Origin of the sequence: Flavobacterium psychraquaticum, assembly GCF_034497725.1 — a bacterium.
Taxonomy (GTDB): Bacteria; Bacteroidota; Bacteroidia; order Flavobacteriales; family Flavobacteriaceae; genus Flavobacterium; species Flavobacterium psychraquaticum.
Genome location: NZ_JAXKVR010000025.1, coordinates 1 through 23696 on the forward strand (window position 1 = coordinate 1; position 23696 = coordinate 23696).

The following is a 23696-nucleotide window of genomic DNA, read 5'->3' on the forward strand; positions in this document are numbered from 1 at the left end:
CAGCGGGTTCAGGAATAGCTATTATAGAAATTCTAGAAGCGCCAACAGTCCAAGGAACAGTGGTTTATACGGTTATCCCAGTATTAAACGGATGTTCTGGCGCTCCAATTACGGTGACAGTAACGGTAAATCCATTACCAAAACCAATGTTAGCTGATGGCACATTATGTATTATTGAAGCAACGGGAGAAGTGTATCAAACGTATACTTTAAACACAGGATTATCAGCAGCAGGAAACAGTTTTGATTGGTTTTTAGACGGTGTTTTAATTCCCGCAGCAAACGGACCAACTTTGGTAGCTAATCAAGTAGGATTGTATTCTGTAATAGTAACCAATACTACAACAACGTGTGAATCAGAGGAAGTGTTTGCAACGGTTGACTTTGTATATCCAGCGAATTCATTTACGACAGTAGTTACGGATGCCTTTACAGACAATGCAACCATTACAGTAACAGTTCCAGATGGCACAGGCACTTTATTGTATCAATTAGACCAAGGGGCATTACAAGCATCGAATATCTTTGAAGGCGTAAGTGCAGGACTTCATACCGTAACGGTAGTGGATACGGAAGGTTGTACTTATTTAACGCAAGATGTTTTAGTGATTGATTATCCAAAATACTTCACACCAAACGGCGATGGACACAACGATACGTGGAATATTATTGGATTAAATCAAGAAAATGCGAAGTTATTTATCTTCGATAGATACGGAAAATTGATCAAACAAATTAACACTGCAGCAGGTAGTGAAGGCTGGAACGGTATGTTAAATGGTCAACAATTGCCGTCAACAGATTATTGGTTTACAGTAGACTACTTAGAAAATGGAGCTACCAAACAATTTAAAGCACATTTTTCTTTAAAACGATAACAGAAATTTTAAATAAAGATGTAAATGCATTGAAAAATTTATATCTTTGACCAACTAGGTAAGTTTTGAGATAAAGAATTCGTAAAGTTTTATGACTTTTTTATCTTAAATTTTACAAAAACAAAAAACAGTAAAAACATTATAAATATCATTTATATTAAAACGAGAACCTACGATGAATTTTAAAAAGAGTTATTATATTTTAGCATTTTTAGTAGCACAGTTTACTTACGCTCAAGAAGGTGTAGCGGTTTATTCTGATTACTTATCGGATAATTATTATTTAATTCATCCTTCGATGGCTGGTGCAGCTAATTGTGGAAAAATTAGACTTACAGGTCGCCAACAATGGTTTGGACAAGATGATGCTCCTGCATTACAAACTGTAAGTTTTAATACAGCAATTGATGAGGATGGAAAATCTGGAGTAGGGATGATTCTTTTCAATGATAAAAATGGATATCATTCACAAAGAGGTGCTAAATTAACCTATGCACATCATTTGCGATTTTCTAGAGGAACAGTGGATTTGAATCAATTATCATTTGGATTAAGCACTGCTTTTGTTCAAAGTACATTGGATGGCTCAGACTTTACAGGATTTGACCCCGTAATTGTTCCCGGAGTAATTCAAAAAGATTCGTATTTTAATGTTGATTTAGGGGTTTCATACCATTATTTGGATTTCTTTACACACGTTACCGTTAAAAATTTATTAGCAAGTCAAAGAAGAGAATTGTATTCTCAAGGATTTGAATCTGATAATCTTCAAAAATATTTATGGAGTGTAGGAGCTGTTTTTGGCGATGAAGACAGATTGTTATTCGAGCCATCAATTATGTATCAAAATATTCCAGAAACTAAAGAATCTTCAATTGATTTAAATATGAAAGTATATAAAGCAATGGATTTCGGTAGATTATGGGCTGCTTTATCTTACAGAAGAAGTTTTGATAGTGCTGAATATCCTGGTGCTAAACAAAATTTACAATGGGTTTCGCCAATTATTGGTTTAAATTATGATAAATATATGTTCTCCTATACCTATTCTCATGTAATGGGAGATGTTAAGTTTGATAATGGTGGGTTTCATCAAATTACTTTAGGTATTAATATCTTCTGTAAAGACAAACAATGGGACTGTAATTGTCCAGCAGTTAACTAATTTTAGAATTAATCAATTTATAAATATATTGTCCCGATTTATCGGGACATTTTTTTAAAGAGTATGTTAGTAAAAGAAGTAAATGGAAAATATCCGCAAATTCCTGAGGATTGCTATGTTGCAGAAAATGCAACTATAATTGGCGATGTAAGTTTTGGATCTAATTGTAGTGTTTGGTTCAATGCTGTAATTCGAGGTGATGTAAACTCAATTTCTATAGGTAATAAAGTTAATATTCAAGACGGTGCTGTAGTACATTGTACCTATTTAAAACATCCAACAATAATTGGGAGTAATGTTTCTATTGGTCATAACGCCATAGTACACGGTTGCACAATTAAAGACAATGTTTTAATTGGAATGGGAGCTATTGTAATGGATAATTGTGTTATAGAAAGTAATTCAATAATAGCTGCCGGTTCAGTAATTACTCAAAACACAGTGGTCGAATCTGGTTGTATATACGCAGGAATACCAGCAAAAAAAGTAAAAAATATCGATCAAAGTGATTTTGCGGGAGAAATTGAACGTATTTCAAACAATTACGTAATGTATTCAGGTTGGTATAAAGAAGATTAATTAGTTAGAATTCTTTATAAACAACATCTTCTTTGTTTAGTAAAATAGTTTTTAAAACCGTTGCATTACTATTGGTATAAAAAATTTGGTAACTTTTTTCGCTAGAATTATTTAGCATTTCTTTTTCTTTTAGAATTCTCCGGGTTTGCTTGGCTACCGCTTCACCAGAATCAATTATCTTAATGTGATTCGGGATTAGGTTTTTTATTTTCGGAATTAAATAGGGGTAATGACTACAACCTAAAACTAAATGATCAATATTTTGTTCGACCATCGGTTCAAGATAACTTTCTAATAATGTTAGCATTTCTGGTGTATCAATGGCACCACTTTCTATTAGTTGTACCAATTCGTAGCCGATTTGCTCAATGATATGCACTTCAGGGTGTCTGGCAACGCTTTTATGAAATAATTCACTGTTAAGGGTTCCTTTTGTAGCTAAAATACCTATGCAATGCGTCTTACTTTGAATTGCAGCTGGTTTAATTGCTGGTTCAATTCCAATAAAAGGAACATCATACTTAGCCCTTAATTCCTTAATTGCATTAGTTGTTGCGGTGTTGCATGCCACAATAATTAGTTTGCAATTGTTGTGCAGCAGGAATTCCGTGTTTTTAAAACTCAAATCAATTATCTCTTCTTTCGACTTTAAACCATAAGGAGCGTTTTTACTATCTGCCAGATAAATAGTATTTTCATTTGGCAATAAAGCATGTACCTCTTTCCAAATAGAAGTACCGCCAATACCGGAATCAAATAAGCCTATGGGATTTGTATTTTTCATTTAAAACAAAAATAAAAAAAAACTGCTCAATCTTACTATAGATTGAGCAGTTTTAATTTTTTTAGATTGAATTTTTTAGAATCCTAATTCAGTCTTAACGGCTGTTAATAAATCTTCACCATCAGCAACAATTACACCACTACCTGTAGTTGCATCTAAAACGTAAGTAATACCTTTTGCTTTAGCTACTTTTTTAATAGCAAGTTGTGCTTTTTCCATAATTGGTTTTAACAGATCCATCTCTTTTTGACCTAATTCTTTTTGAGCATCTTGTTGAAACTTTTGAATACGAGCTCCCATATCTTGCATTTCTTTAGAACGTGTTTCGTTTAAAGCATCCCCTGCAGTAGTAGATTCTTGTTCGTATTTTTGTAATTTTGTTTGATATTCAGAAGCCATTGCTTTAAAATCTTTGTCATAAGATTCTTGTATTTTTTTCATCTGATCTTGAGCAGTCTTCATTTGTGGCATTGTTGTCATTAAAGCCTGTAAGTCTATATGAGCAACTTTAGTTTGTGCTGTTACTTGTGTTCCAACAAAAAGGATAACTGCGATTACTAACGATTTTAATTGTTTCATTTTCTAAATTTTAATTTTGGTTTATTACTCTTTTTTATCTGTTTTTGATTCCTTGGCTTTCCGAGCAGCTTCTCTGTCTTCTACCATTTTTTTCTTTTGTGCTTCTAATGCTGTTTTACGATCGGCTAATTTTTTATTTCTATCAGCAATAGCTTTTTGTCTAATTTCTTCTGCGGGTGTTTTTTTATCAACATCTTCCGTCGTTACTTTGAAGGCTTGCGTTTTATTAGCGTTTTCTTCTATAGTATCCTTTTCAATTACTGTGCCATTTTTTTTCGCTTCTCTTTCGTCAATTAACTTTTGACGTTTTTCAGCAGCTTCAGCTTTTCGTTCATCCATCGCTTTTTGACGATCTTCAATTAATTTATCTCTAGCTGCTTTTCGCTCATCTAATTTTTTTTGACGTTCATCTAAAGCCGGATTGTCTGCTATTGATTCTTCTAAAGCTTCTTTTGCTTCTAAGGCTTTTAATTGTTTCTTGCTCATTTCTTCTCTTTTTTGAGAAGTAGTAAGTTTGTTAACTACAAAGTTACTAATATCATGTTTTCTATCAGCAAAAAGCATTGTTAAATCTGAAGATCTATCAAAAATAAAATCAAATTTTCTTTGCTCGGCAACATCTTGCACTATAGTGAATATTTGATCTTGGATTGGTTTCACTAGAACCGTTTTTTGAATTATTAAATCGCCTTTAGGACCAAATCGTTTTTCTTGATAATCTAATAGCTCTTTTTCTTGATAAGAAATTTCTTCTTCCCGTTCTTCTATTAATTCTTTCGTTAGTAGAACACGTTCCGTTTTTAAATTATCCTTTAAAATATTTAGCGCAATTCTTTTTGTTTCAATTTCTTGTTTCCATTTCTGTACTTTTTGCTCTAATTGGTTCATAGCATCCGCGTAATCTGGAACTTTTTCCAAAATATATTCCATATCTATATAACCAATTTTTACACCTCTAGCGGTTTGAGCTTGCGTTACTATTGTTAAAAACGATATCAGTAAAAATAATTTTTTCATATACTTTTTATTTTGCCGTTAGGTGTTACTGCCTAGTGTTTATTATTGATATTTTTATAAACGTAACAAATATCAAAATATTTTCACGAATGTAACAAAAAAGTCTTACCAATTATTAAAATTGTTGGCCTATGATAAAGTGAGTTTGCCAGCCGCTTTTTACTGTTTCGCCTGGAATTGCATCAAAACCATGTGCGAAATCGATACCTAATAATCCGAAAGCGGGCATAAATACACGTAAACCAACACCTGCCGAACGTTGTAATGTAAATGGATTGTAATCTTTAAAATTATCAAATGCAGCTCCAGCTTCTACAAAACTCAACGCATAAATAGATGCTGATTGGTTCAATGTAATTGGATATCTTAATTCTAAAGAGAATTTATTGTAAACGGTTCCACCATCTAAAGAAGATAATGAGTTGTTTGGATAACCTCTCAATTGGATCGTTTCTCTACCATCTAGAGAGAAATTCGCTAATCCATCTCCACCTAAATAGAAACGTTCAAAAGGCACTAAACCTCGATCTGAATTATAAGCGCCCATAAAACCAAATTCTCCGGTAGCGCGCAATACTAATTTTTGATAAACTCTGGTATACCAATCCGCTTTGAATTTAATTTTATAATATTCTAACCAATTAAATCTTTTTTGGTCATATTTAGCACGATCTAATGAAGCATTTTCCCAATCACTTCCAACTGTTTGATATACTCCTGAACCGTCTGCAGTCTCTTGTATGTAATCTCCTGGAACAGGTACTTGTCCGTTAACACTTGGTTGAATATTTAGCTGAGATCCAACTTGATATTGTAATTTATATTCTTTCTGATTTTGTAAATCTAAATAATCTATGCCATTAAGCAGTGAATAAGGCAATGTGAATTTTCCTGACACACTAAACTCTGAGCCATAAGTTGGAAAGATAGGATTAAGTCCCTTACTATTTCTTGTTAGGCCTACTGTGTAAGCTAAGTTTCTTGAAGAACCATCACCAAAAGTAAATAATCCGGTGTTATAATTGTTCAAATCATAATATTGAAAAGAAACTGCTTGCGACAGCACAAAATAATCATCTGGCACAGTTAATCTTCTTGCTAAACCAACAGATAGTGACGTAATGTTGAAACTTTGACTTCTTGTTACATCTCTAGTCGCATAGTTGTATAAAAATTGCTTACTATGTGATATTGAGGTAGAAAAGCTAACTGGTTTTTTACCACCAAACCAAGGCTCAGAAAAGGAAACACTATAAGTTTGAAAGTAAGAACTTCCTTGCAAACGTAGTGATACTTTTTGCCCGTCTCCCATTGGAAGTGGTTTGTATGCGTCTTTTTTGAATATATTTCGAGCAGAGAAGTTATTGAACGATAAACCTAAAGTTCCGATGAAACCTCCACCACCATAGCCTCCTTGAAGTTCAATTTGACTTGATCCTTTTTCAACAACATTATATTCGATATCAACAGTACCCGCTTGCGGATCTACATTTCTGAAGTCGGGTTTGATAGCTTCGGGATCGAAAAAGCCCAATTGACCAATTTCACGAACCGAACGAATTAAATCGTCTTTACTATATTTTTGTCCAGGTTTTGTTCTTAATTCTCTATAAATAACGTGGTCATTCGTTTTGTCATTTCCTACAACAGATATTTTATTGAAGTAAGCAATTGGTCCTTCTACAATTCTAATTTCAAAATCAATGGTGTCATTTGCTGTTCTTACTTCAACTGGGTTGATGCTTGAGAATAAATAACCATTATTTTGATATAGGTTAGTGATATCCTCGCCATCTGGTTTAGATTGATCAGCAATTCTTGTTTGTAAAAGTGTTCCGTTATATATATCGCCTTTTTTGATTCCTAACAAAAGATTCAGTTGACGGTCAGTGTAGATTGTGTTTCCTAAATAACGAATATCACCAAAATAATATTTTCTTCCTTCTTCAAGATTTACTTTAATTGCAACGGTATTGCTACTCTTATCAAAACTAACAGAATCTGAAATTATTCTAGCATCTCTAAAACCTTTTTCTTTATATTTTGTAATTACGCTTGCTAAATCTTCTTTGTACTTTTCTTTGATATATTTGGATCTCTTTAGGATACTGAGTGGGTTTTTTTGTTTGGTGTTTTTAAAAGCCTTTCTAAGTTTAGCATCAGAAATTAGTGAGTTTCCATCAAATTGGATGCTTTTCACCTTTACTTTCTCACCTTTATCAACATTAACTACCATTTTTACATCAGCAAAAGTAGAATCTTGCACTGTATTTATAACTACTTTTGTATTGAAGTAACCATCTTTTTTATACTTATTCTCTATATAATTTTTTGTAGTTGTTAATAAGTTTTCATTAACAACTTTTCCTTTTTTAAGGTCAGTTTCTTTTATTAATTCTTCTGCTTTTCCTTTTTTTACACCTTGAATTTTTACATCACCAATTTTCGGTAATTCGTTTAATTCCAGATCTAAATATATACTATCGCCAACGATTTTGTTAACGTAGAAATTAACATCGGAAAACAAGCCTAATTTCCAAAGTTTTTTAATAGCGATACTTATGTCTTCGCCAGGAACCATAATAGATTGTCCTTTTTCTAAACCCGTAAAAGTTGTTACAGTTTGTGCGTTGTAACTTATTTTACCAGTAACACTAATGTCGGCCAGAATGTATTCTTTTCCACTTTCTAATTTAGTGTCGTCTTGTGCAAAAATTGCCGTGCTATTTAATACAATAAAAATAGTAAGTACTTGTAATCCTTTTTTAAACATTTTGTTAAGGTATAATTTGTTCGCTTGTTTTTCCAAATCGACGTTCTCTCTTTTGGTAACTGATAATTGCTTCATATAAATGGTCTTCTGAAAAATCTGGCCAAAGCACATCTGTAAAATAAAACTCGGCATAAGCAATTTGCCATAATAGGAAATTACTTATTCTATGTTCGCCACTAGTTCGTATTACTAAATCTACATCTGGTAAATTGTGTGTGTAAAGATGCTGATTAATAATTGATTCGTCAATAGCGTCTTCAGAAATTATATTATTTTTAACTTTATTACTAATTTTTTTAACAGCTTGAATAAGTTCTTCCCTAGCGCCATAGCTAAGGGCAAGGGTCAATGTCATTCTAGTGTTTTCGGCAGTTTTTTGAATAACTTCTTGCAATTCTTTTTGAACGCTGGTAGGTAAATTTGTTAAATTTCCGATGGCGTTTAACTTGATGTTATTTTCTTGAAGCGTTCTAATTTCTTTCTTTAAAGAGGAAATTAATAGCTTCATCAATAAATCAACCTCCAGTTTCGGACGATTCCAGTTTTCAGTAGAGAAGGCGTATAGCGTTAGGTTCTTAATGCCTAATTTGGCACAGCTTTCCACGGTAACTCGCACCGATTTAGTTCCGCTTTCGTGTCCTAATGCGCGCAGTAATCCTTTTTGTTTTGCCCATCTTCCGTTTCCATCCATAATTATGGCTAGGTGTTGTGGCAAAGTTGCTTTATTTATTTCGTGTGATGCTTCCATTAATCTGCGCAAAAACAAGGGTTTTGACCAAAAGTATAAGTTAGCGTTAAGCCTGAAAACACATACCAATCTTTGCTGTCTAAATTTCCGAAACGCGAACCTGCTAAATTGTCATTTTTCGGATTACTACCATCTAAATTATCTGTAAAAGTATAACGTGCGCCAACTTCTGCTCCGATAATGAAATTACCAAATAAACGAGCTTTCACACCAATTATCATAGGGATAGCAAAAGTGCTGTGCCTATAATCGATTTCACTTTCAAAGTTGTTAATGTAAATTTCATTGTATATGAAGTAATTAACACCAGTAAAAACATAAGGTGTAATTAGCTTACCGCTGCTGTGAAGATCAAAATCCATAAAGTTAAATTCCATACCTGCTGAAAATTCCTTTATTTCATTTTTGAAGGAAATCCCTCTTAAGTTACGACTTGGTACATCGCTATCTTTGTCTCTTGCAGTAATAGTTCCTTGAAAATAAGAAAAGCGATAGGAATGACGCGCGCTTCTGTTCCATTTGTACAAAATACCAATGCCCAATTCATTAGGTGCTATGTAATCCGTTGGACCAATATCGCCAATGTAGTTTATTCCACCAACAAAAACACCCAACTCGTTAATCTGTGAGTGAGCACTGAAGGCGCAAAATAGCAAGCTTATGTGTAGTAAAAAGCGTTTCATTTTTTAAAATAGTTTGCAAATATAACAATAATGACTTCTTATCCCTATTTTAAAGGTTTTTTTTGTTACATTTAGTTGTGCTTTTAAAACGCTAAATTGTGCAGAATAATATAAGTTGTTTTTAATTTCTTTTATCTGCACCCCAAAGTAGCTTTTTTCGAATCGTATTTAAAAAAGATTCTTCTTTAAATTCAATAATCGATATTGTAAATGGTGTTTTTCTAATTTTCACAATGGTGTCCTTTGAAACAGATGCAATTCTTGAATCTAGCGAAATTAAAAAGTGTTCCTCTCTTCCCGTAACTTTTAATTCAATTAGGGTGTCATCAGTTATTACTAAGGGACGTGCGTTTAAATTATGTGGAGCCATCGGTGTAATTACAAAACTATTTACTTCTGGCATTAAAACCGGTCCGCCACAACTTAACGAATAACCAGTTGATCCAGTCGGAGTAGAAACAATTAAGCCATCAGCCCAATACGAAGTTAAATATTCGCCGTCTAAAGAAGTTTCAATCGTGATCATCGAAGTTGTGTCTTTTCTGGCTACCGTCACTTCGTTTAAAGCAAAATCTAAAACCGCAAAATTTTCATGTGAAGGCGTGGTTTCAATGCTTAAAAGACTTCTTCTTGAAATGCAATAATCTTTAAGTAATACTTTTTGTAATAATTCTTCAATTTTATCGAACTGAACAGTCGCTAAAAAACCTAATCTTCCCGCATTTATTCCAATAATGGGTATGTTTTTATCTCTAATAAATGTAGCAGCTTTCAAAATCGTTCCATCGCCACCAATACTAATTAAAGCCTCAGTATCTAGTGGTAATTCTTCATAGCTCGAATACGTCTCAAAAGCATCTAAAACGATTTCTTTTTCCGTTAAAATTTTTAAAAAAGTAGCTTCAAACAAAATGTTAATATCATTTCTCTTTAAAAAATCGACTACTTTAATTGCGATTTCTGCCGTATTGCTTTGGTAATATTGTCCGAAAACAGCTATTTTCATGTGCGTATTATATGTTAAGGTATTTGTCTAAATAATCAGAACGCTCTTTCAAGCTGTTTAAGTATGAATCTTCTTGATGTTCAGAAATAATCTCATATTCATATCTCCTAAATGTTTGAATAATATCGTTCATTCCACTTTGGCTGATCTTTACGGTGATTTCCACATTTTTATTCGCAATATCCGAAATAAATAAGCCTAGTACTTTGGCATTATTGCTTTCTACAATTTGTGCTACCTGACTCATAGAAAATTGATCTGCCTCTTTTCTCAAGATAATGGTGCCGCCTTCTTCTTTCATAAAAGGCGTTTCTTGTAAAAACCGAAAGACATCTTCTAATTCATAATAACCTAAATATGTATTTTTATCATCTAACACTGGAACTAAATTAGCATCGCTCTTGGCAAAAACTTCGAGAACATCTAACCACAAAAGGGAAGAACGAACAAAAAAACGTTCAAAGTTAAAGCGGCTTTCATTCAAAATGGCTTCAGATTTTAGAAATTCTACGGCATCTCTTCCCACACAACCAATATAAACACCTTCTTCAGTAACTGGAAAGTGCGAATACGGAAAATCTACAAAAATATCCTGCGCATCTGCAACAGAAGCCGTATGTTTTATAGGTTTTATGTCGTTATTTATGTAACTTTCTAGACTATTCATTTAGCTATGTTTATAATTTAAGTGCAAAATAATCAAAAAATACCATATGTTACCTAATTTATACTTTGTATTTTTGCTAAAATAAAATGTAAGAGATGACAAAACTATCGGTTAATATTAATAAAATTGCAACATTGCGCAATTCAAGAGGTGGAAATACGCCAAATTTATTGCAGGTTGCGAAAGATGTACAGCAATTTGGAGCCCAAGGAATCACCATTCATCCGCGACCAGATGAACGTCATATCCGCTATCAAGATGCGCGCGATTTAAAACCTATTGTTTACACAGAATATAATATTGAGGGTAATCCACAGCATAATTTCATTGAATTGGTGTTGGAATGCAAACCTACTCAAGTTACTTTGGTGCCCGATGCAATTGGCGCTTTGACCTCAAATGCAGGTTGGGACACCATCAAACACAAAGATTATTTAACCGAAGTAATTCAGGAATTTAATCGCAACGGAATCCGCACAGCAATTTTTGTAGATGCCGATGAAAAAATGGTCGAAGGCGCAAAAGCAACCGGAGCCGACCGAATTGAATTATACACCGAAAGCTTTGCACATCAATACGGTTTAGGAAACAAAGCCGGAATCGAGCCGTTTGTAAAAGCCGCTCTCAAAGCAAATGAACTAAACATCGGGATTAACGCTGGTCACGATTTAAGCTTAGATAATATCAAATTCTTCAAAGAAAATATTCCAAATCTATTAGAAGTTTCCATTGGTCACGCCTTAATTTCCGAGTCTTTATATTTAGGATTGGAAAATGTGGTCAATATGTATCTTCAAAAACTAAAATAATTTGGGCGTTACCACAAGGGTCGGGCCGTCCGCTATATCTTTTTTGGTGCAAAAAAAGCACCAAAAAAGGATGCCGCTTCCGTCCCTAACGCAACATCGCATAAAATAGAAAATATGATTTTAAATTCAAGAATAGAAGGAGAAGGCAAACCAATGGTGATCATTCACGGTTTTTTAGGAATGAATGACAACTGGAAATCCCTCGGAACACAATTTGCAGCACAAGGTTTTCAAGTACACGCTTTAGATTTACGAAATCACGGTAAAAGTTTTCATTCCAGCGATTTCAGTTATGAAATTATGGCCGAAGACGTAAAACAATATTGCGAATTTCATCACCTAACAGATGTAATCCTTTTAGGACATTCTATGGGCGGAAAAGTAGCGATGTTGCTGGCTTCAACCCATCCCGAATTCGTATCAAAATTAATTATCGCCGATATTGGACCAAAATATTACGCACCGCATCATCAAACGATTTTAGAAGGGTTAAATGCTATTGATTTCTCAGAAAAACCAAGCAGAAGCGATGCCGAAGAAATATTATCCACTTATATCAAAGATTTTGGAACCAGACAATTTTTATTAAAAAACCTCTATTGGCAAACGCCAGAACAATTAGCTTTCCGATTTAATTTACCAGTTTTTATTGATAAAATAGATGTCGTAGGAACTGCTTTGCCTAATGAAAACACATTTTCTAAACCAACTTTATTTTTAAGAGGGGATAAGTCAAATTACATACAAGATGTTGATTTTGAAAGTATTTACCGTCATTTTTCAAATTCAAAAATTGAAACAATAAAAAATGCAGGACACTGGCTGCACGCCGAAAATCCTAAAGATTTTTACGATGCTGTGATGCGATTTTTACAATAAAAACATAAATTAATTATGCATGCATAATTTTTTTGTTAAAAAAATTGTAAAATTCATATTTTGTTTTAATTTTGAAGTATTGATTTTATAAACAGAGATAAAAACTAACACTTATTACATTATGAGAAAATTACTTTCTTTAACATTATTGGCTCTAGCTGGTTCAACTGCATTTGCAGGTGGATACCGAGTTAGTATTCAAGGCCAAAAACAACTGGCTATGGGGCACACGGGTGTTGCTATAGTTAATAGTGCAGAAGTTGCATTTTTTAACCCGGCAGGTATGGCTTATTTAGATAAAAAATTCAATTTATCTGCAGGTGGAAGTGCTTTGTTTGCAAACGTAAAATTCCAAAACACACAGTTTGGATGGGAAGCTGAGTCTAAAAATGTTGGAACTCCTTTTAACGTTTATGCCACTTACAAAATTAATGAATGGTTCACTGCAGGTTTAGGAGTTTATACACCTTATGGAAGTGCTGTTTCTTGGGATCAAGATTGGGAAGGTGCGCATTTAGTTAATAATATTGATTTACAAGCAATTTTTGTTCAACCAACTATCTCTATCAGAATGGGAGATCATTTTAGTATTGGTGGTGGACCAATTTATGCAACAGGTTCTGTGAATCTAAATAAAAATCTATCAACTAATCCTTTACTTTCTGATAATGGTAACCCATCTGACGTAACAATTGATGCTAAGGGAATTAATGCATGGGGTTACACTGCAGGTTTTATGTTTAATCCAACAGATAAAATGAGAATTGGTATGAACTACCGTTCGGAAATTATTATGGAAGCAAAAGGTGGTCAGGCTACTTTTAATGATGTTCCAGGATTTGCTACAAATAATCCAAATTTCCAAAATCAAAAATTTGATGCAGAATTGCCATTGCCAGCAGAATTAACTGTGGGTCTTTCTTACCAAGTTACAAGCAAATGGTTGGTTGCTTTTGATTACAACCACACGATGTGGAGTGCTTACAAAAACTTAGATGTGAAATTCGAAAATGGTTCAGAATCTATCAACCCAAGAAACTACCAAGATGTAAGTACTTATAGAGTAGGAACTCAGTATCAAGCTAATGATAAATTTACATTTAGAGCAGGTTGGTATTTTGATGAAAGCCCAGTACAAGATGGCTATTTCGCTCCAGAAACACCACGTAATGATTCTATGGCTTATACAGGAGGTTTCACTTACCAATTGAACGATAAATTAGGTATTGATTTCTCTTTCTTGTACATTCACTTTGACGAGATAGATAATTCTTATAACCATTCTACTGATCCTGTTTCAGGTCAACCAAATCCTGATTTTGGTGGAACGTACAAATCAGTTGTATTCTCTCCAGGAATTGGAATTACTTACGGTTTCTAATTTTTAAATTAAAAAAAGATGAAAAATAAATTTATATATTTAGCTATTTTAGCTGCTGGTTTTGCTTCTTGTGAACCAGAATTTGATAACGAAGTAGGTTCAACTTATACTGCTGGTGAGGCTGACTTTACATCGTATGTTGCTATTGGAAATTCATTAACTGCAGGTTATATGGATGGAACAGTTTCTAAAGGAGGTCAAGTGAATTCTTTTCCAAATTTATTAGCACAAAAATTTGCTTTAGTAGGTGGTGGTGAATTTACTCAGCCTTCGTATGCGGACGATGTTAATAATTTAGGTGGTTTAATGCTAGGAGGTATTTCAATTGCCGACAGAAGAAGGGTGCTTGATGCAACTCAAGTTAATCCAAATGGCTCAGTTGGGGCTGTGGAAATTATAGCAGGAACTTCAACTATTGAAGTATCCGCTTTACAAGCAACTGCGTATAATAACATGGGAGTTCCCGGAGCAAAATCGTTTCATTTAGTAGCTCCAAATTATGGAAATCTTGGAGGTGTTGCTATTGGAGCAGCTAATCCTTATTTTGTAAGACATGCAACTACGCCTTCAGCTACAGTATTAGGAGATGCAATGACAAAAAACCCAACATTCTTCACCAACTGGATTGGTGCAAACGATGTTTTAGCTTACGCTACAAATGGGGGAGCTAAAGCAGATGGAAACACGCCAGCAGATGACAATAATGAAACTGCTAATATGAATCCTGCAACTTATGGGTCAAATGACATTACTAATAATGGTGTTTTTGCTAGCGTTTACAATACTATTGTTACTACTTTAACTGCTAATGGAGCAAAGGGAGTTGTAGCAACTGTTCCTAGTGTAACTTCTATTCCTTATTTCACTACCGTTCCTTTTGCGCCATTGTCGCCAACAGCTTTGGGTGGTTCTGCAAACATTAATGCTTTAAATGCACAGTTATATGGTTTATTAGATGGTATTTTTACGGCTTACGGAGAACCTAATCGTGTTAATCCTTTAGTAGCTACTGCAGCAAATCCATTATTGATAACAGATGTTGCTGCAGCAGATAGAAGTGCTCAAATTTCAGGTTACCTAATCACTGTTTTGAATTATCCACCAGCAACAGCAAATGCTTTCGGTGCCGTATTCGGAAAAGCACGTCAGACAACTGCTGCTGATTTAATAGTTTTGCCCGCTTCTTCAGTTATCGGAACAGTAAATAATGCAGCGCCAGCAGGAATTAACATTAACGGTGTTTCTTTTCCAATGGCTAATAAATGGGTGCTAACGCCTACTGAGCAAGCTAAAGTTGCAAGTGCAACAGCTTCCTACAACAGTTCTATTGTCGCAATCGCTGCTTCTAAAAATTTAGCAGTTGCTGATATGAATTTTATCCTAAACAAATTAGTAGATGGTTTACGAGTTGAAACAGGAACAATTTATACAGCTAATTATTTTAGTGGTATAGCAACTGAGAATAAAGTATTGTTCTCGTTAGATGGTGTTCATCCTAATGCTCGTGGTTATTCTGTAATTGCAAACGAAATTATAAAAGTAATTAACAGTTATTACAACGCTAATTTACCAATTTATAATCCTACAAATTTCCCAGGAATTAATGTGGTAGGTTCAAATTAAGATTTTATCATAAAAAATTAAAAGGCATCGTTTTGATGCCTTTTTTTTGTAACTTTAATTTTTAAAAATTATTCTATGAATTTACTTATTAGACTTTTAATTAGCTCAATTATCGTTTTTGTCCTAGCTTATTTTTTACCTGGAGTTCATGTCGCAGATATGTCAACCGCTTTGCTAGTAGCGGTGGTTTTAGGACTTTTAAACACATTCTTAAAGCCGATACTGGTTATTCTTACAATTCCAGTTACGATTCTTACTTTAGGTTTGTTTTTACTGGTTATTAATGCGTTTATCATTATGCTTTGTGCATATTTTATTAATGAGTTCACAGTAGACGGATTTATCACAGCTTTAATATTTAGTGTTTTACTAGCAATTAGTCAATCAGTATTAAATGGAATTTTCGCCAGTGACAATTGATTTTATAGCAAATTGAATTTCAATATCTTAAAAACTTGTTTGGGTTGTAAAAATTCTATAATTTTGCAACCCAATTTTTATGGTATTTAAACAAAAAGATAATGAACATTACAAAAACGCAAGTTGATGCATTAAATGCTGTTATAACAATAGCAATTACGAGAGAGGATTATGCAAATCAAGTAGAAAAAAAATTATACGATTATAAGAAAAACGCAGCTATTTCTGGATTTAGAAAAGGGGCGGTTCCAATGAGTGTAATTCAAAAACAATACGGAAAACCAGTTTTACAAGAAGAAGTAAATAAAGTTTTACAAGCATCATTAAGCAAATATTTAAGTTCAGAAAGATTGGATATTTTAGGAAATCCAGTTCCAAAAATGGATGAAAAAATCGATTGGAACGATGATAATTTCACATTCGAATTCGAAATCGGTTTAGCGCCTGAATTTTCTGTAGACTTAGCTGCTGCAAAAAATGTTACAAGATATGCTATTATTGCAGACGATAAAATGCTAAATGATCAAGTAGATCGTATCGCAAAACAATATGGAAAATTAATTTCGCAATCAGAAGTAAAAGAAGATTTCGAAGTTAGAGGAACTTTTACTAATGCAGAAAATGGGATCAACGCTCCAGCAAACTTTGGTTTGGATATTTTTGCAGATAAAAAGGTGGCTAAAGCATTCATCGGTAAAAAAGTTGGTGACGTAGTTGCTGTTGGAACTAAAGGTTTATTTGATGACGATCATAAATTAATGGATTATTTAAAAATTGGTCACGATGATGTGCATGGTTTGGATATTACTGTTGATTTTACAATCGAAGAAATCAATGCAATTGAAAAGGCAGAATTTGACCAAGAATTGTTTGATAAATTATTTGGACCAGGTGTTATTTCTTCAATCGAAGAACTAAAAGCTAAAATCAAAGAAGATGCTGAAGCACAATTTGCACAACAAGCAGATCAAAAATTCTTAAATGATGTTACTGACGCTTTAATCGAAAATACAAAATTTGATTTACCAGCTTCTTTCCTTAAAAAATGGATGAAAACAATGGGAGAAACGCCATTAACTGATGAGCAAATTGAAGAAGAATATGCAAAAGCAGAAAAAGGATTACGTTTTCAACTAATTGAAGGAAGAGTAATGTCTGATAATAAATTACAAATTACTTTTGAAGATTTAAAAGCACATACTGCTGAAATTATCAAGAAACAAATGGCTCAATTTGGTCAACTAAATCCTTCAGACGAGGAAGTTGCTGGAATTGTAGCACGAGTTATGGGTAACCAAGACGAAGTAAAACGTTTGTCTGAGCAAGTAATGGGCGAAAAAATGATTGGACTTTACAACGATAAAGTAAAGGCAAAATCTAAAGAAGTAAATTACGATCAATTCATTAAAGAAATGTACGGGGAATAATATCTCGTAAAAAATAATTATCTTTGAGCGTCAAACTAGTTTTGGCGCTTTTTGTTTCGAGTCATTTTGTCAGACAGAATAAAAGGCACGACCTTTGTAAAAACATTAATGGTTTTAAGTTTAATCTTTTTTAAACTTTTAAACATATAAACTTTTAAACTTAATTTATGAATTACGGAAAAGAATTTAAAAAATATGCTACTAAGCATCACGGAGTAAACAGTTTATATTACGATAAAATTGTTGGAAGTATGACGCCCTATATCATTGAAGAGCGTCAGTTAAATGTAGCATCAATGGACGTGTTTTCTCGTTTAATGATGGACAGAATCATTTTCTTGGGAACAGGTGTAGACGATTATGTAGCTAATATTATTCAAGCACAATTATTGTTTTTAGAAAGTGTTGATGCATCAAAAGACATTAGTATTTATATCAATTCACCAGGAGGAAGCGTTTACGCTGGATTGGGAATTTACGATACTATGCAATTTGTAAAACCAGACGTTGCAACAATTTGTACAGGTATGGCGGCTTCAATGGGAGCGGTTTTATTATGTGCTGGTGCAGAAGGGAAACGTTCGGCTTTACCACATTCAAGAGTTATGATTCACCAACCATCCGGAGGAGCACAAGGAGTGGCGACAGATATGGAAATTAACTTGAAGGAAATGTTGAAATTAAAAGATGAATTATACGAAATCATCTCTAAACATTCAGGACAATCGTTTGAAAAAGTACATAAAGATTCAGAACGTGATTATTGGATGATTGCCGCTGAAGCAAAAGAATACGGAATGATTGATGAGGTTTTAGTAAGAAAATAAAAAATTAATTAAGTAATTAGTGATTGGTAATTAGTGAAACACTAGTTGCCAATCACTTTTCACTAATCACTGAGTAATGGCAAAAGAAGTATTAGAATGTTCATTCTGCGGAAGGAAAAAACCTGAGACAAGTTTACTGATCGCAGGAATAAATGCGCATATTTGCGACAAATGTATTGAACAAGCACACGGAATCGTTGTAGAGGAAATTAAACAAGCAGGAAATTCAGATTTAGCTGCAGATTTAATTCTATTAAAGCCTAAAGAAATTCGTGCATTTTTAGATGATTATGTCATCGGACAAGATCAAACTAAAAAAGTAATGAGTGTTGCGGTTTATAATCACTACAAACGTTTGATGCAAATTCAACTAGATGATGAAGTGGAGATTGAAAAATCTAACATTTTGATGGTTGGACAAACAGGAACAGGTAAAACATTAGTAGCTAAAACCATTGCGAAAATGTTAAATGTTCCGCTTGCAATTGTTGATGCAACAGTACTAACAGAAGCAGGTTATGTTGGAGAAGATGTGGAAAGTATTCTTACAAGATTACTGCAAGCAGCTGATTACGATGTCGCTAAAGCAGAACGTGGAATTGTTTTCATTGATGAGATTGATAAAATTGCTCGTAAAAGTGATAATCCATCTATTACGCGTGACGTTTCAGGTGAAGGTGTGCAGCAAGCTTTGTTAAAACTTTTAGAAGGAACTGTTGTGAATGTACCACCAAAAGGAGGTAGAAAACACCCAGACCAGAAATTTGTTGAAGTAAACACGCAAAATATTTTATTTATTGCAGGTGGTGCTTTTGACGGAATTGAAAGAATTATTTCAAAACGTTTGAACAGACAAGCTGTCGGTTATAGTTCTTCAATTGGTACCGATAATATTGATAAAGACAATTTGTTGCAATATTTGACGCCAAAAGATGTGAAAGATTTCGGATTAATTCCTGAAATTATAGGTCGTTTGCCGGTTTTGACTCATATGGATCCATTAGATGCTGAAACATTAAGAGCAATCTTGACCGAACCTAAAAATGCTATTATAAAGCAATACAGAAAATTGTTTGAAATGGATGAAGTAACTTTAGATATTGACGAAGAAGCTTTAGATTATATCGTTTCTAAGGCATTAGAATATAAATTAGGAGCAAGAGGTTTGCGTTCATTGTGTGAGGCAATTTTAACCGACGCTATGTACGAATTGCCAAGTTCAAATGAGAAGCACTTGCAAGTAACAAAAGAATATGCAGAAAACAGTTTGAATAAAAACTTATTACAACGTTTAAAAGCCGTTTCTTAATTGTATTAAAACATAAAAAAGGTCGCCAATTGGCGACCTTTTTTATGTTTTAATAACTAGTAGTTATAGCTAATTTTGTTTTTTTATAGTTGAGATCAAATTCTTTTCTTAGACTTGGTAAAATGAAGATTCTTGTCTACTAAAATTTTGTTATTTGATTTTCTTAAGATTGAAATCTATATTTTCATCATCTAAACTAATTTGCATATTATACGCTTCATAACCAGCGGTGTTAATAGCTATGGTGTACTCTGATAATGGTTCCAGATTAAACTTAATTTTACCGTTGGCATCTGTTTTTAAAACCGCAACCATTTTATTAAATTCGTTTTTTACAACTACAACAACGTTTGGTAATGCTGCTTTAGATTGCTCTTTTACAACGGTGTACGTTTGTTGTGTGTTATTTTGTTTTTTAGCTTCAAATTTTAAAATATCAAAATTGTCTTTTTGTTTTCTGTTGGTTGTTACATAACCTGTTGTTTTTGTTCCCATAGCGAAAGCGATTTCATCACTTTCAGAGTTAAAACTTTTTCCTAAATTCACTGCTCTTGAAAATTCACCATTTTTATAAGAAGATCTAAACACATCAAAACCACCTAAATTAGCGTGACCTTTAGACGAATAATACAAATGTTTGTTGTCTGAAGATAAAAATGGATACTTTTCATCTGTAGAAGTGTTAACCTTCGCTCCTAAATTTACTAATTTACCAATTGAACCATCTTTTAGAATAGGCGCTTCATAGAGATCAAATCCGCCGTAACCGCCGGGAATATTTGAGGCTACATATATTTTCTTACCGTCTGGAGAAATGCAAGGTGTTTCTATTGAAAACGCGGAAGGAACAACTTTTAATTCAGTTAAGTTAATCCATCGATCTGGATTTTTTTCATCAAAATCTGCTTTATGTAAAGTATAAATATTACTATCTTTTGCATTTTCTTTAGTAAAATAGATGATTTTTTGATCTGGAGAAAAGCCAACAGAACCTTGGTTGTTTTCTGAAATTAGTTTCTGTGAAAAAAGTAAGGGAAATGATAAATCACCACTTTCATCAATGTTTAAAACATACATAAAATTATTAGGTTCTTTTATTGGTGCGCCTTTAGTTGCTTCAATAATTCTCCTTTTCTTATTCGATAAAAAGATATATTTATTTCTAAAAAAAGTCACTCCTATTTCATTCAATTCAGTGTTTATTTTTGAATCACTAAGTGAATAGAAAATTCCTTTACTATAGCTGCTAGTGTTGGAATCTTTTCCATCTTTCGTTTTTGACTTTTGTGAATAGCTCAACAATGTCATTCCGAAAAAAAGAAATATAGCTAATGGTTTAAGTTGATTCATAATTTAATAATTTTATATAATTACAAGCTTTGAGCTATAATTTTATATAAAAAAAGCATTAAATTTTGAAATAATATAATTTACCCGACAACTATCTCTAAAAATCGATTAAACGCTCAAAAGAATAGTTTTTCACTGGGCTATAACTGTAGTGAAAATTAAACCGTGTAGTCTTGCTGAAATGCTCTTGGCACATCAAAATCAGTTGCTTTTTTATTAATTTCACATCTTCTATATGGGCCACATTTATAACGTCGTGGACCACAAGAATACAAAGAAGTTATAACGGTAGTTACTGCGATTAAAATAACTATTTTTTTCATAAGTTTTACTTTTATAATTGCAATAAGCTTTCTAAATAATTACGATCATTTGAAAGTCTTGGCACTTTATGCTGTCCGCCTAATTTATCTTGTTTTTTTAACCAGTCGTAAAATAAATTTTGACGGGCCACTCGCAAAGATAGTGGATTTAAAGTCATATTGTTATAACGTTTCGCTTCATAATCAGAATTGACGCCTTGGATATTTTCGTCGAGCGAATGTCGGAATTTTTCTAAATCAATTGGTGCAATTTTAAATTCAATTAACCATTCATGCGATCCTTTTTCGCTGTCTTTCATAAAAATAGGGGCAACCGTATAATCTACTATTTCGCAATTAAATTCTTTACACGTTTTTGCAATTGCACTATCAGTGTTTTCAACCATTAATTCTTCACCAAAAACATTAATATGGTGTTTTGTTCTTCCCGAAACCTTAATGCGATAAGGGCTCAAAGAAGTAAAACGAATCGTGTCGCCAATTAAATAGCGCCACAAACCCGAGTTTGTTGTAATAACCAATGCATAATTTTTATTTAAAACGACTTGATTCAAACGGATAACTTGCTGGTTTAATGTACCAAAAGTATCCATCGGAATAAATTCGTAGAAAATTCCATAATCTAACATCAATAGTAATTCCTCTGAGTCATTTTGATCTTGAATAGCAAAAAAACCTTCAGAAGCATTATAGATTTCATAATATTTAAAATCATTTTTCGGGAATAATTTTTTGTATTGTTCTATGTAAGGATCAAAATTTACGCCACCATGAAAATAAACCTCAGCATTTGGCCACACTTCGTGCAGGTTCGATTTCCCAGTGGTTTCTAGTGCTTTATGAAGCAACACTAACATCCAACTTGGAACGCCAGCTAAACTTGTAACGTTTTCATTAATGGTTTCGTTAATAATTGCCGGAAGTTTCGTTTCCCAATCTCCCATTAAAGACGTTCTGCTGGAAGGTGTCGAACTGAACTCGGCCCAAATAGGCATATTGTCAATAAGAATTGCGGATAAATCACCAAAAAAAGTATTGTTGTCTTCATACAATTGCTTACTTCCGCCTAAGCGAAGACTTTTACCAGTGAACAATTGTGATTCTTCGTTATTATTTAAATACAAACACAATAAATCTTTACTCGCTTTATAGTGGCAATTCTCTAACGCCTCGGCACTAACTGGAATAAATTTACTTTTAGCGTTAGTCGTTCCGCTTGATTTTGCAAACCATTTTATATTCGAATGCCAAAACACATTTTGTTCGCCTTTTCGAGTTAATTCAATTATAGGTTCTAAATCTTCATAGGTAGAAATAGGCACGCGCTCGCAAAATTTAGTATAGTTTCTTGTAGTAGAGAAATCATATTTCTTTCCTAATTGAGTGTTTTCCGCGGATTTAATTAAGTTTAAAAGTAATTCGTCTTGCACTTCGTGCGGATATTTTAAAAACAATTCCATTTGATGAATTCGTTTCTTCAAAAACCAAGTGGCAACGGAATTTATAATTTGTAAAGGCATTTAGTGTAATTCTAATTTTGAATTCTTAAAACGGAATAATAACTTTACCAAAAATAACATTTTTTTTAAATAATTCTTCACAAAAAGAAAATCTTTATACAAATGAACTACCAAGGCACACTTTCAAAAATGCAAACCGAATTAGGAAGTCCAATTCAATATTATTTGGTTTTTGAAAATAGTTTTTTAAATGTCAATCAGCTCTTAGGAAAAGACATCGAAATTGCATTTGAAGGTTATCAATGTTTGAATTGTAAAAAAGCAAAGAAAGTTTTTCGACAAGGTTTTTGTTACGATTGTTTTATGAGCAGTCCAGCGGTGGGCGATTGGATTATGAAGCCCGAATTAAGTACAGCGCATTTAGATATTGAAGATAGAGATTTGGCCTATGAAAAACGTGTGCAATTACAACCTCACGTAGTGTATTTGGCTTTGTCTAGTGAAGTTAAAGTTGGTGTAACGAGAAATACGCAAGTTCCAACAAGATGGATTGATCAAGGAGCGGTTCAAGCGGTTCCGATTGTAGAAGTGCCAAACAGATATTTAGCAGGAATTACCGAAGTTGCTTTGAAAAATCATTATGCAGATAAAACCAATTGGCAAAAAATGCTAAAAAATGACGTGCCAAATGTTGACTTATTTTTAGAACGAAACAAAGCATTTGAATGGTTGCCAAATGAGGTAAAAGAATATTTTCCAAAAGAAGAAAAAATCATACAAATGGATTTTCCAGTTTTACAATATCCCAAAAAGGTTACAAGTCTGAATTTAGAAAAAACACCAAATTTCGCAGGAAAATTAACCGGAATCAAAGGGCAATATTTATTATTTGAAGATGGAACGGTTTTTAATGTAAGAACTTTTGAAGGTTATGTGGTGAAAATTAATTTATAAAAAAGAAACCCTTTCAAATTTTGAAAGGGTTTCTTTTTAGTGCTATTTTAAAAAG

Annotated in this window: 23 protein-coding genes; 12 read left to right on the forward strand and 11 right to left on the reverse strand. The window is 33.2% G+C overall.

The features are described from left to right. From T1L09_RS04075 to T1L09_RS04085, 3 genes are all read left to right on the forward strand, one after another. Positions 1–878 (forward strand): T9SS type B sorting domain-containing protein (locus T1L09_RS04075; protein ID WP_322549678.1); only part of this gene is annotated, 878 nt, incomplete at its 5' end. 175 nt (positions 879–1053) lie between these two features. After that, the gene (locus T1L09_RS04080; protein ID WP_322549679.1) at positions 1054–2043 is read left to right on the forward strand and encodes a PorP/SprF family type IX secretion system membrane protein; all 990 of its coding nucleotides are present in this window, start codon (positions 1054–1056) and stop codon (positions 2041–2043) included. Between the two features lie 63 nt (positions 2044–2106). Next, positions 2107–2622 (forward strand): gamma carbonic anhydrase family protein, encoded by a 516-nt coding sequence (locus tag T1L09_RS04085; RefSeq protein ID WP_322549680.1) that lies wholly within the window; start codon positions 2107–2109, stop codon positions 2620–2622. A gap of 4 nt (positions 2623–2626) precedes the next feature. Here the strand turns inward: T1L09_RS04085 and murI are convergent, their stop codons facing one another. From murI to T1L09_RS04125, 8 genes are all read right to left on the reverse strand, one after another. Next, positions 2627–3406, reverse strand: a complete 780-nt coding sequence (murI, locus tag T1L09_RS04090) for a glutamate racemase (protein ID WP_322549681.1) — start codon at positions 3404–3406, stop codon at positions 2627–2629. A gap of 75 nt (positions 3407–3481) precedes the next feature. Then, the gene (locus T1L09_RS04095) at positions 3482–3985 is read right to left on the reverse strand and encodes an OmpH/Skp family outer membrane protein (protein WP_322549682.1); all 504 of its coding nucleotides are present in this window, start codon (positions 3983–3985) and stop codon (positions 3482–3484) included. Positions 3986–4009: 24 nt separating this feature from the next. Continuing rightward, positions 4010–5002: an OmpH/Skp family outer membrane protein gene (locus T1L09_RS04100; RefSeq protein ID WP_322549683.1), complete on the reverse strand. Its 993-nt coding sequence runs from the start codon at positions 5000–5002 to the stop codon at positions 4010–4012. A 115-nt stretch (positions 5003–5117) separates the two neighbouring features. After that, positions 5118–7850 (reverse strand): outer membrane protein assembly factor BamA, encoded by a 2733-nt coding sequence (gene bamA, locus T1L09_RS04105; protein WP_322549684.1) that lies wholly within the window; start codon positions 7848–7850, stop codon positions 5118–5120. Next, complete coding sequence (locus T1L09_RS04110) at positions 7780–8523, reverse strand: isoprenyl transferase (RefSeq protein ID WP_322549685.1); 744 nt, start codon at positions 8521–8523, stop codon at positions 7780–7782. The genes bamA and T1L09_RS04110 overlap by 71 nt, the downstream gene beginning before the upstream one ends. After that, complete coding sequence (gene porG, locus T1L09_RS04115; protein ID WP_322549686.1) at positions 8523–9206, reverse strand: type IX secretion system protein PorG; 684 nt, start codon at positions 9204–9206, stop codon at positions 8523–8525. Before porG ends, T1L09_RS04110 begins: the two co-directional genes overlap by 1 nt. 121 nt (positions 9207–9327) lie before the next feature. After that, positions 9328–10212: an NAD kinase gene (locus T1L09_RS04120; RefSeq protein WP_322549687.1), complete on the reverse strand. Its 885-nt coding sequence runs from the start codon at positions 10210–10212 to the stop codon at positions 9328–9330. A gap of 7 nt (positions 10213–10219) precedes the next feature. Beyond that, the gene (locus tag T1L09_RS04125) at positions 10220–10879 is read right to left on the reverse strand and encodes a CBS domain-containing protein (protein WP_322549688.1); all 660 of its coding nucleotides are present in this window, start codon (positions 10877–10879) and stop codon (positions 10220–10222) included. 95 nt (positions 10880–10974) lie between these two features. Here T1L09_RS04125 and T1L09_RS04130 point away from each other — a divergent pair, with 95 nt between their 5' ends. The 8 genes from T1L09_RS04130 to clpX all read left to right on the forward strand — a co-directional run bounded on the left by T1L09_RS04130 (position 10975) and on the right by clpX (position 19554). Beyond that, entirely contained in the window at positions 10975–11688 is a 714-nt protein-coding gene (locus T1L09_RS04130) for a pyridoxine 5'-phosphate synthase (RefSeq protein WP_322549689.1), read from the forward strand. A gap of 117 nt (positions 11689–11805) precedes the next feature. Beyond that, positions 11806–12567: an alpha/beta fold hydrolase gene (locus T1L09_RS04135; protein WP_322549860.1), complete on the forward strand. Its 762-nt coding sequence runs from the start codon at positions 11806–11808 to the stop codon at positions 12565–12567. Between the two features lie 121 nt (positions 12568–12688). After that, on the forward strand, positions 12689–13948 hold the full coding sequence (locus T1L09_RS04140; RefSeq protein WP_322549690.1) for an OmpP1/FadL family transporter: 1260 nt from the start codon (positions 12689–12691) through the stop codon (positions 13946–13948). 18 nt (positions 13949–13966) lie between these two features. Continuing rightward, positions 13967–15571, forward strand: coding sequence for a G-D-S-L family lipolytic protein (locus tag T1L09_RS04145; RefSeq protein ID WP_322549691.1), 1605 nt, complete (start codon positions 13967–13969; stop codon positions 15569–15571). 75 nt (positions 15572–15646) lie between these two features. Further along, a complete protein-coding gene (locus tag T1L09_RS04150; protein WP_322549692.1) occupies positions 15647–15991 on the forward strand; it encodes a phage holin family protein in 345 nt (114 codons plus the stop codon). Positions 15992–16092: 101 nt separating this feature from the next. Continuing rightward, a complete protein-coding gene (gene tig / locus T1L09_RS04155) occupies positions 16093–17418 on the forward strand; it encodes a trigger factor (RefSeq protein WP_322549693.1) in 1326 nt (441 codons plus the stop codon). Positions 17419–17585: 167 nt separating this feature from the next. Further along, positions 17586–18245 (forward strand): ATP-dependent Clp endopeptidase proteolytic subunit ClpP, encoded by a 660-nt coding sequence (gene clpP, locus T1L09_RS04160; RefSeq protein ID WP_322549694.1) that lies wholly within the window; start codon positions 17586–17588, stop codon positions 18243–18245. Positions 18246–18321: 76 nt separating this feature from the next. After that, a complete protein-coding gene (gene clpX / locus T1L09_RS04165; protein WP_322549695.1) occupies positions 18322–19554 on the forward strand; it encodes an ATP-dependent Clp protease ATP-binding subunit ClpX in 1233 nt (410 codons plus the stop codon). 150 nt (positions 19555–19704) lie between these two features. Here clpX and T1L09_RS04170 read toward each other — a convergent pair whose 3' ends face one another. From T1L09_RS04170 to T1L09_RS04180, 3 genes are all read right to left on the reverse strand, one after another. Then, positions 19705–20904: a hypothetical protein gene (locus tag T1L09_RS04170; protein WP_322549696.1), complete on the reverse strand. Its 1200-nt coding sequence runs from the start codon at positions 20902–20904 to the stop codon at positions 19705–19707. Positions 20905–21062: 158 nt separating this feature from the next. After that, positions 21063–21227, reverse strand: a complete 165-nt coding sequence (locus T1L09_RS04175) for a hypothetical protein (protein WP_322549697.1) — start codon at positions 21225–21227, stop codon at positions 21063–21065. Positions 21228–21238: 11 nt separating this feature from the next. After that, the gene (locus T1L09_RS04180) at positions 21239–22747 is read right to left on the reverse strand and encodes a GH3 auxin-responsive promoter family protein (protein ID WP_322549698.1); all 1509 of its coding nucleotides are present in this window, start codon (positions 22745–22747) and stop codon (positions 21239–21241) included. Positions 22748–22849: 102 nt separating this feature from the next. On the opposite strand from T1L09_RS04180, the gene T1L09_RS04185 reads away from it, so the two are divergent. Further along, entirely contained in the window at positions 22850–23641 is a 792-nt protein-coding gene (locus T1L09_RS04185; RefSeq protein ID WP_322549699.1) for a DUF2797 domain-containing protein, read from the forward strand. The last annotated feature ends 55 nt before the right edge of the window (positions 23642–23696 follow it).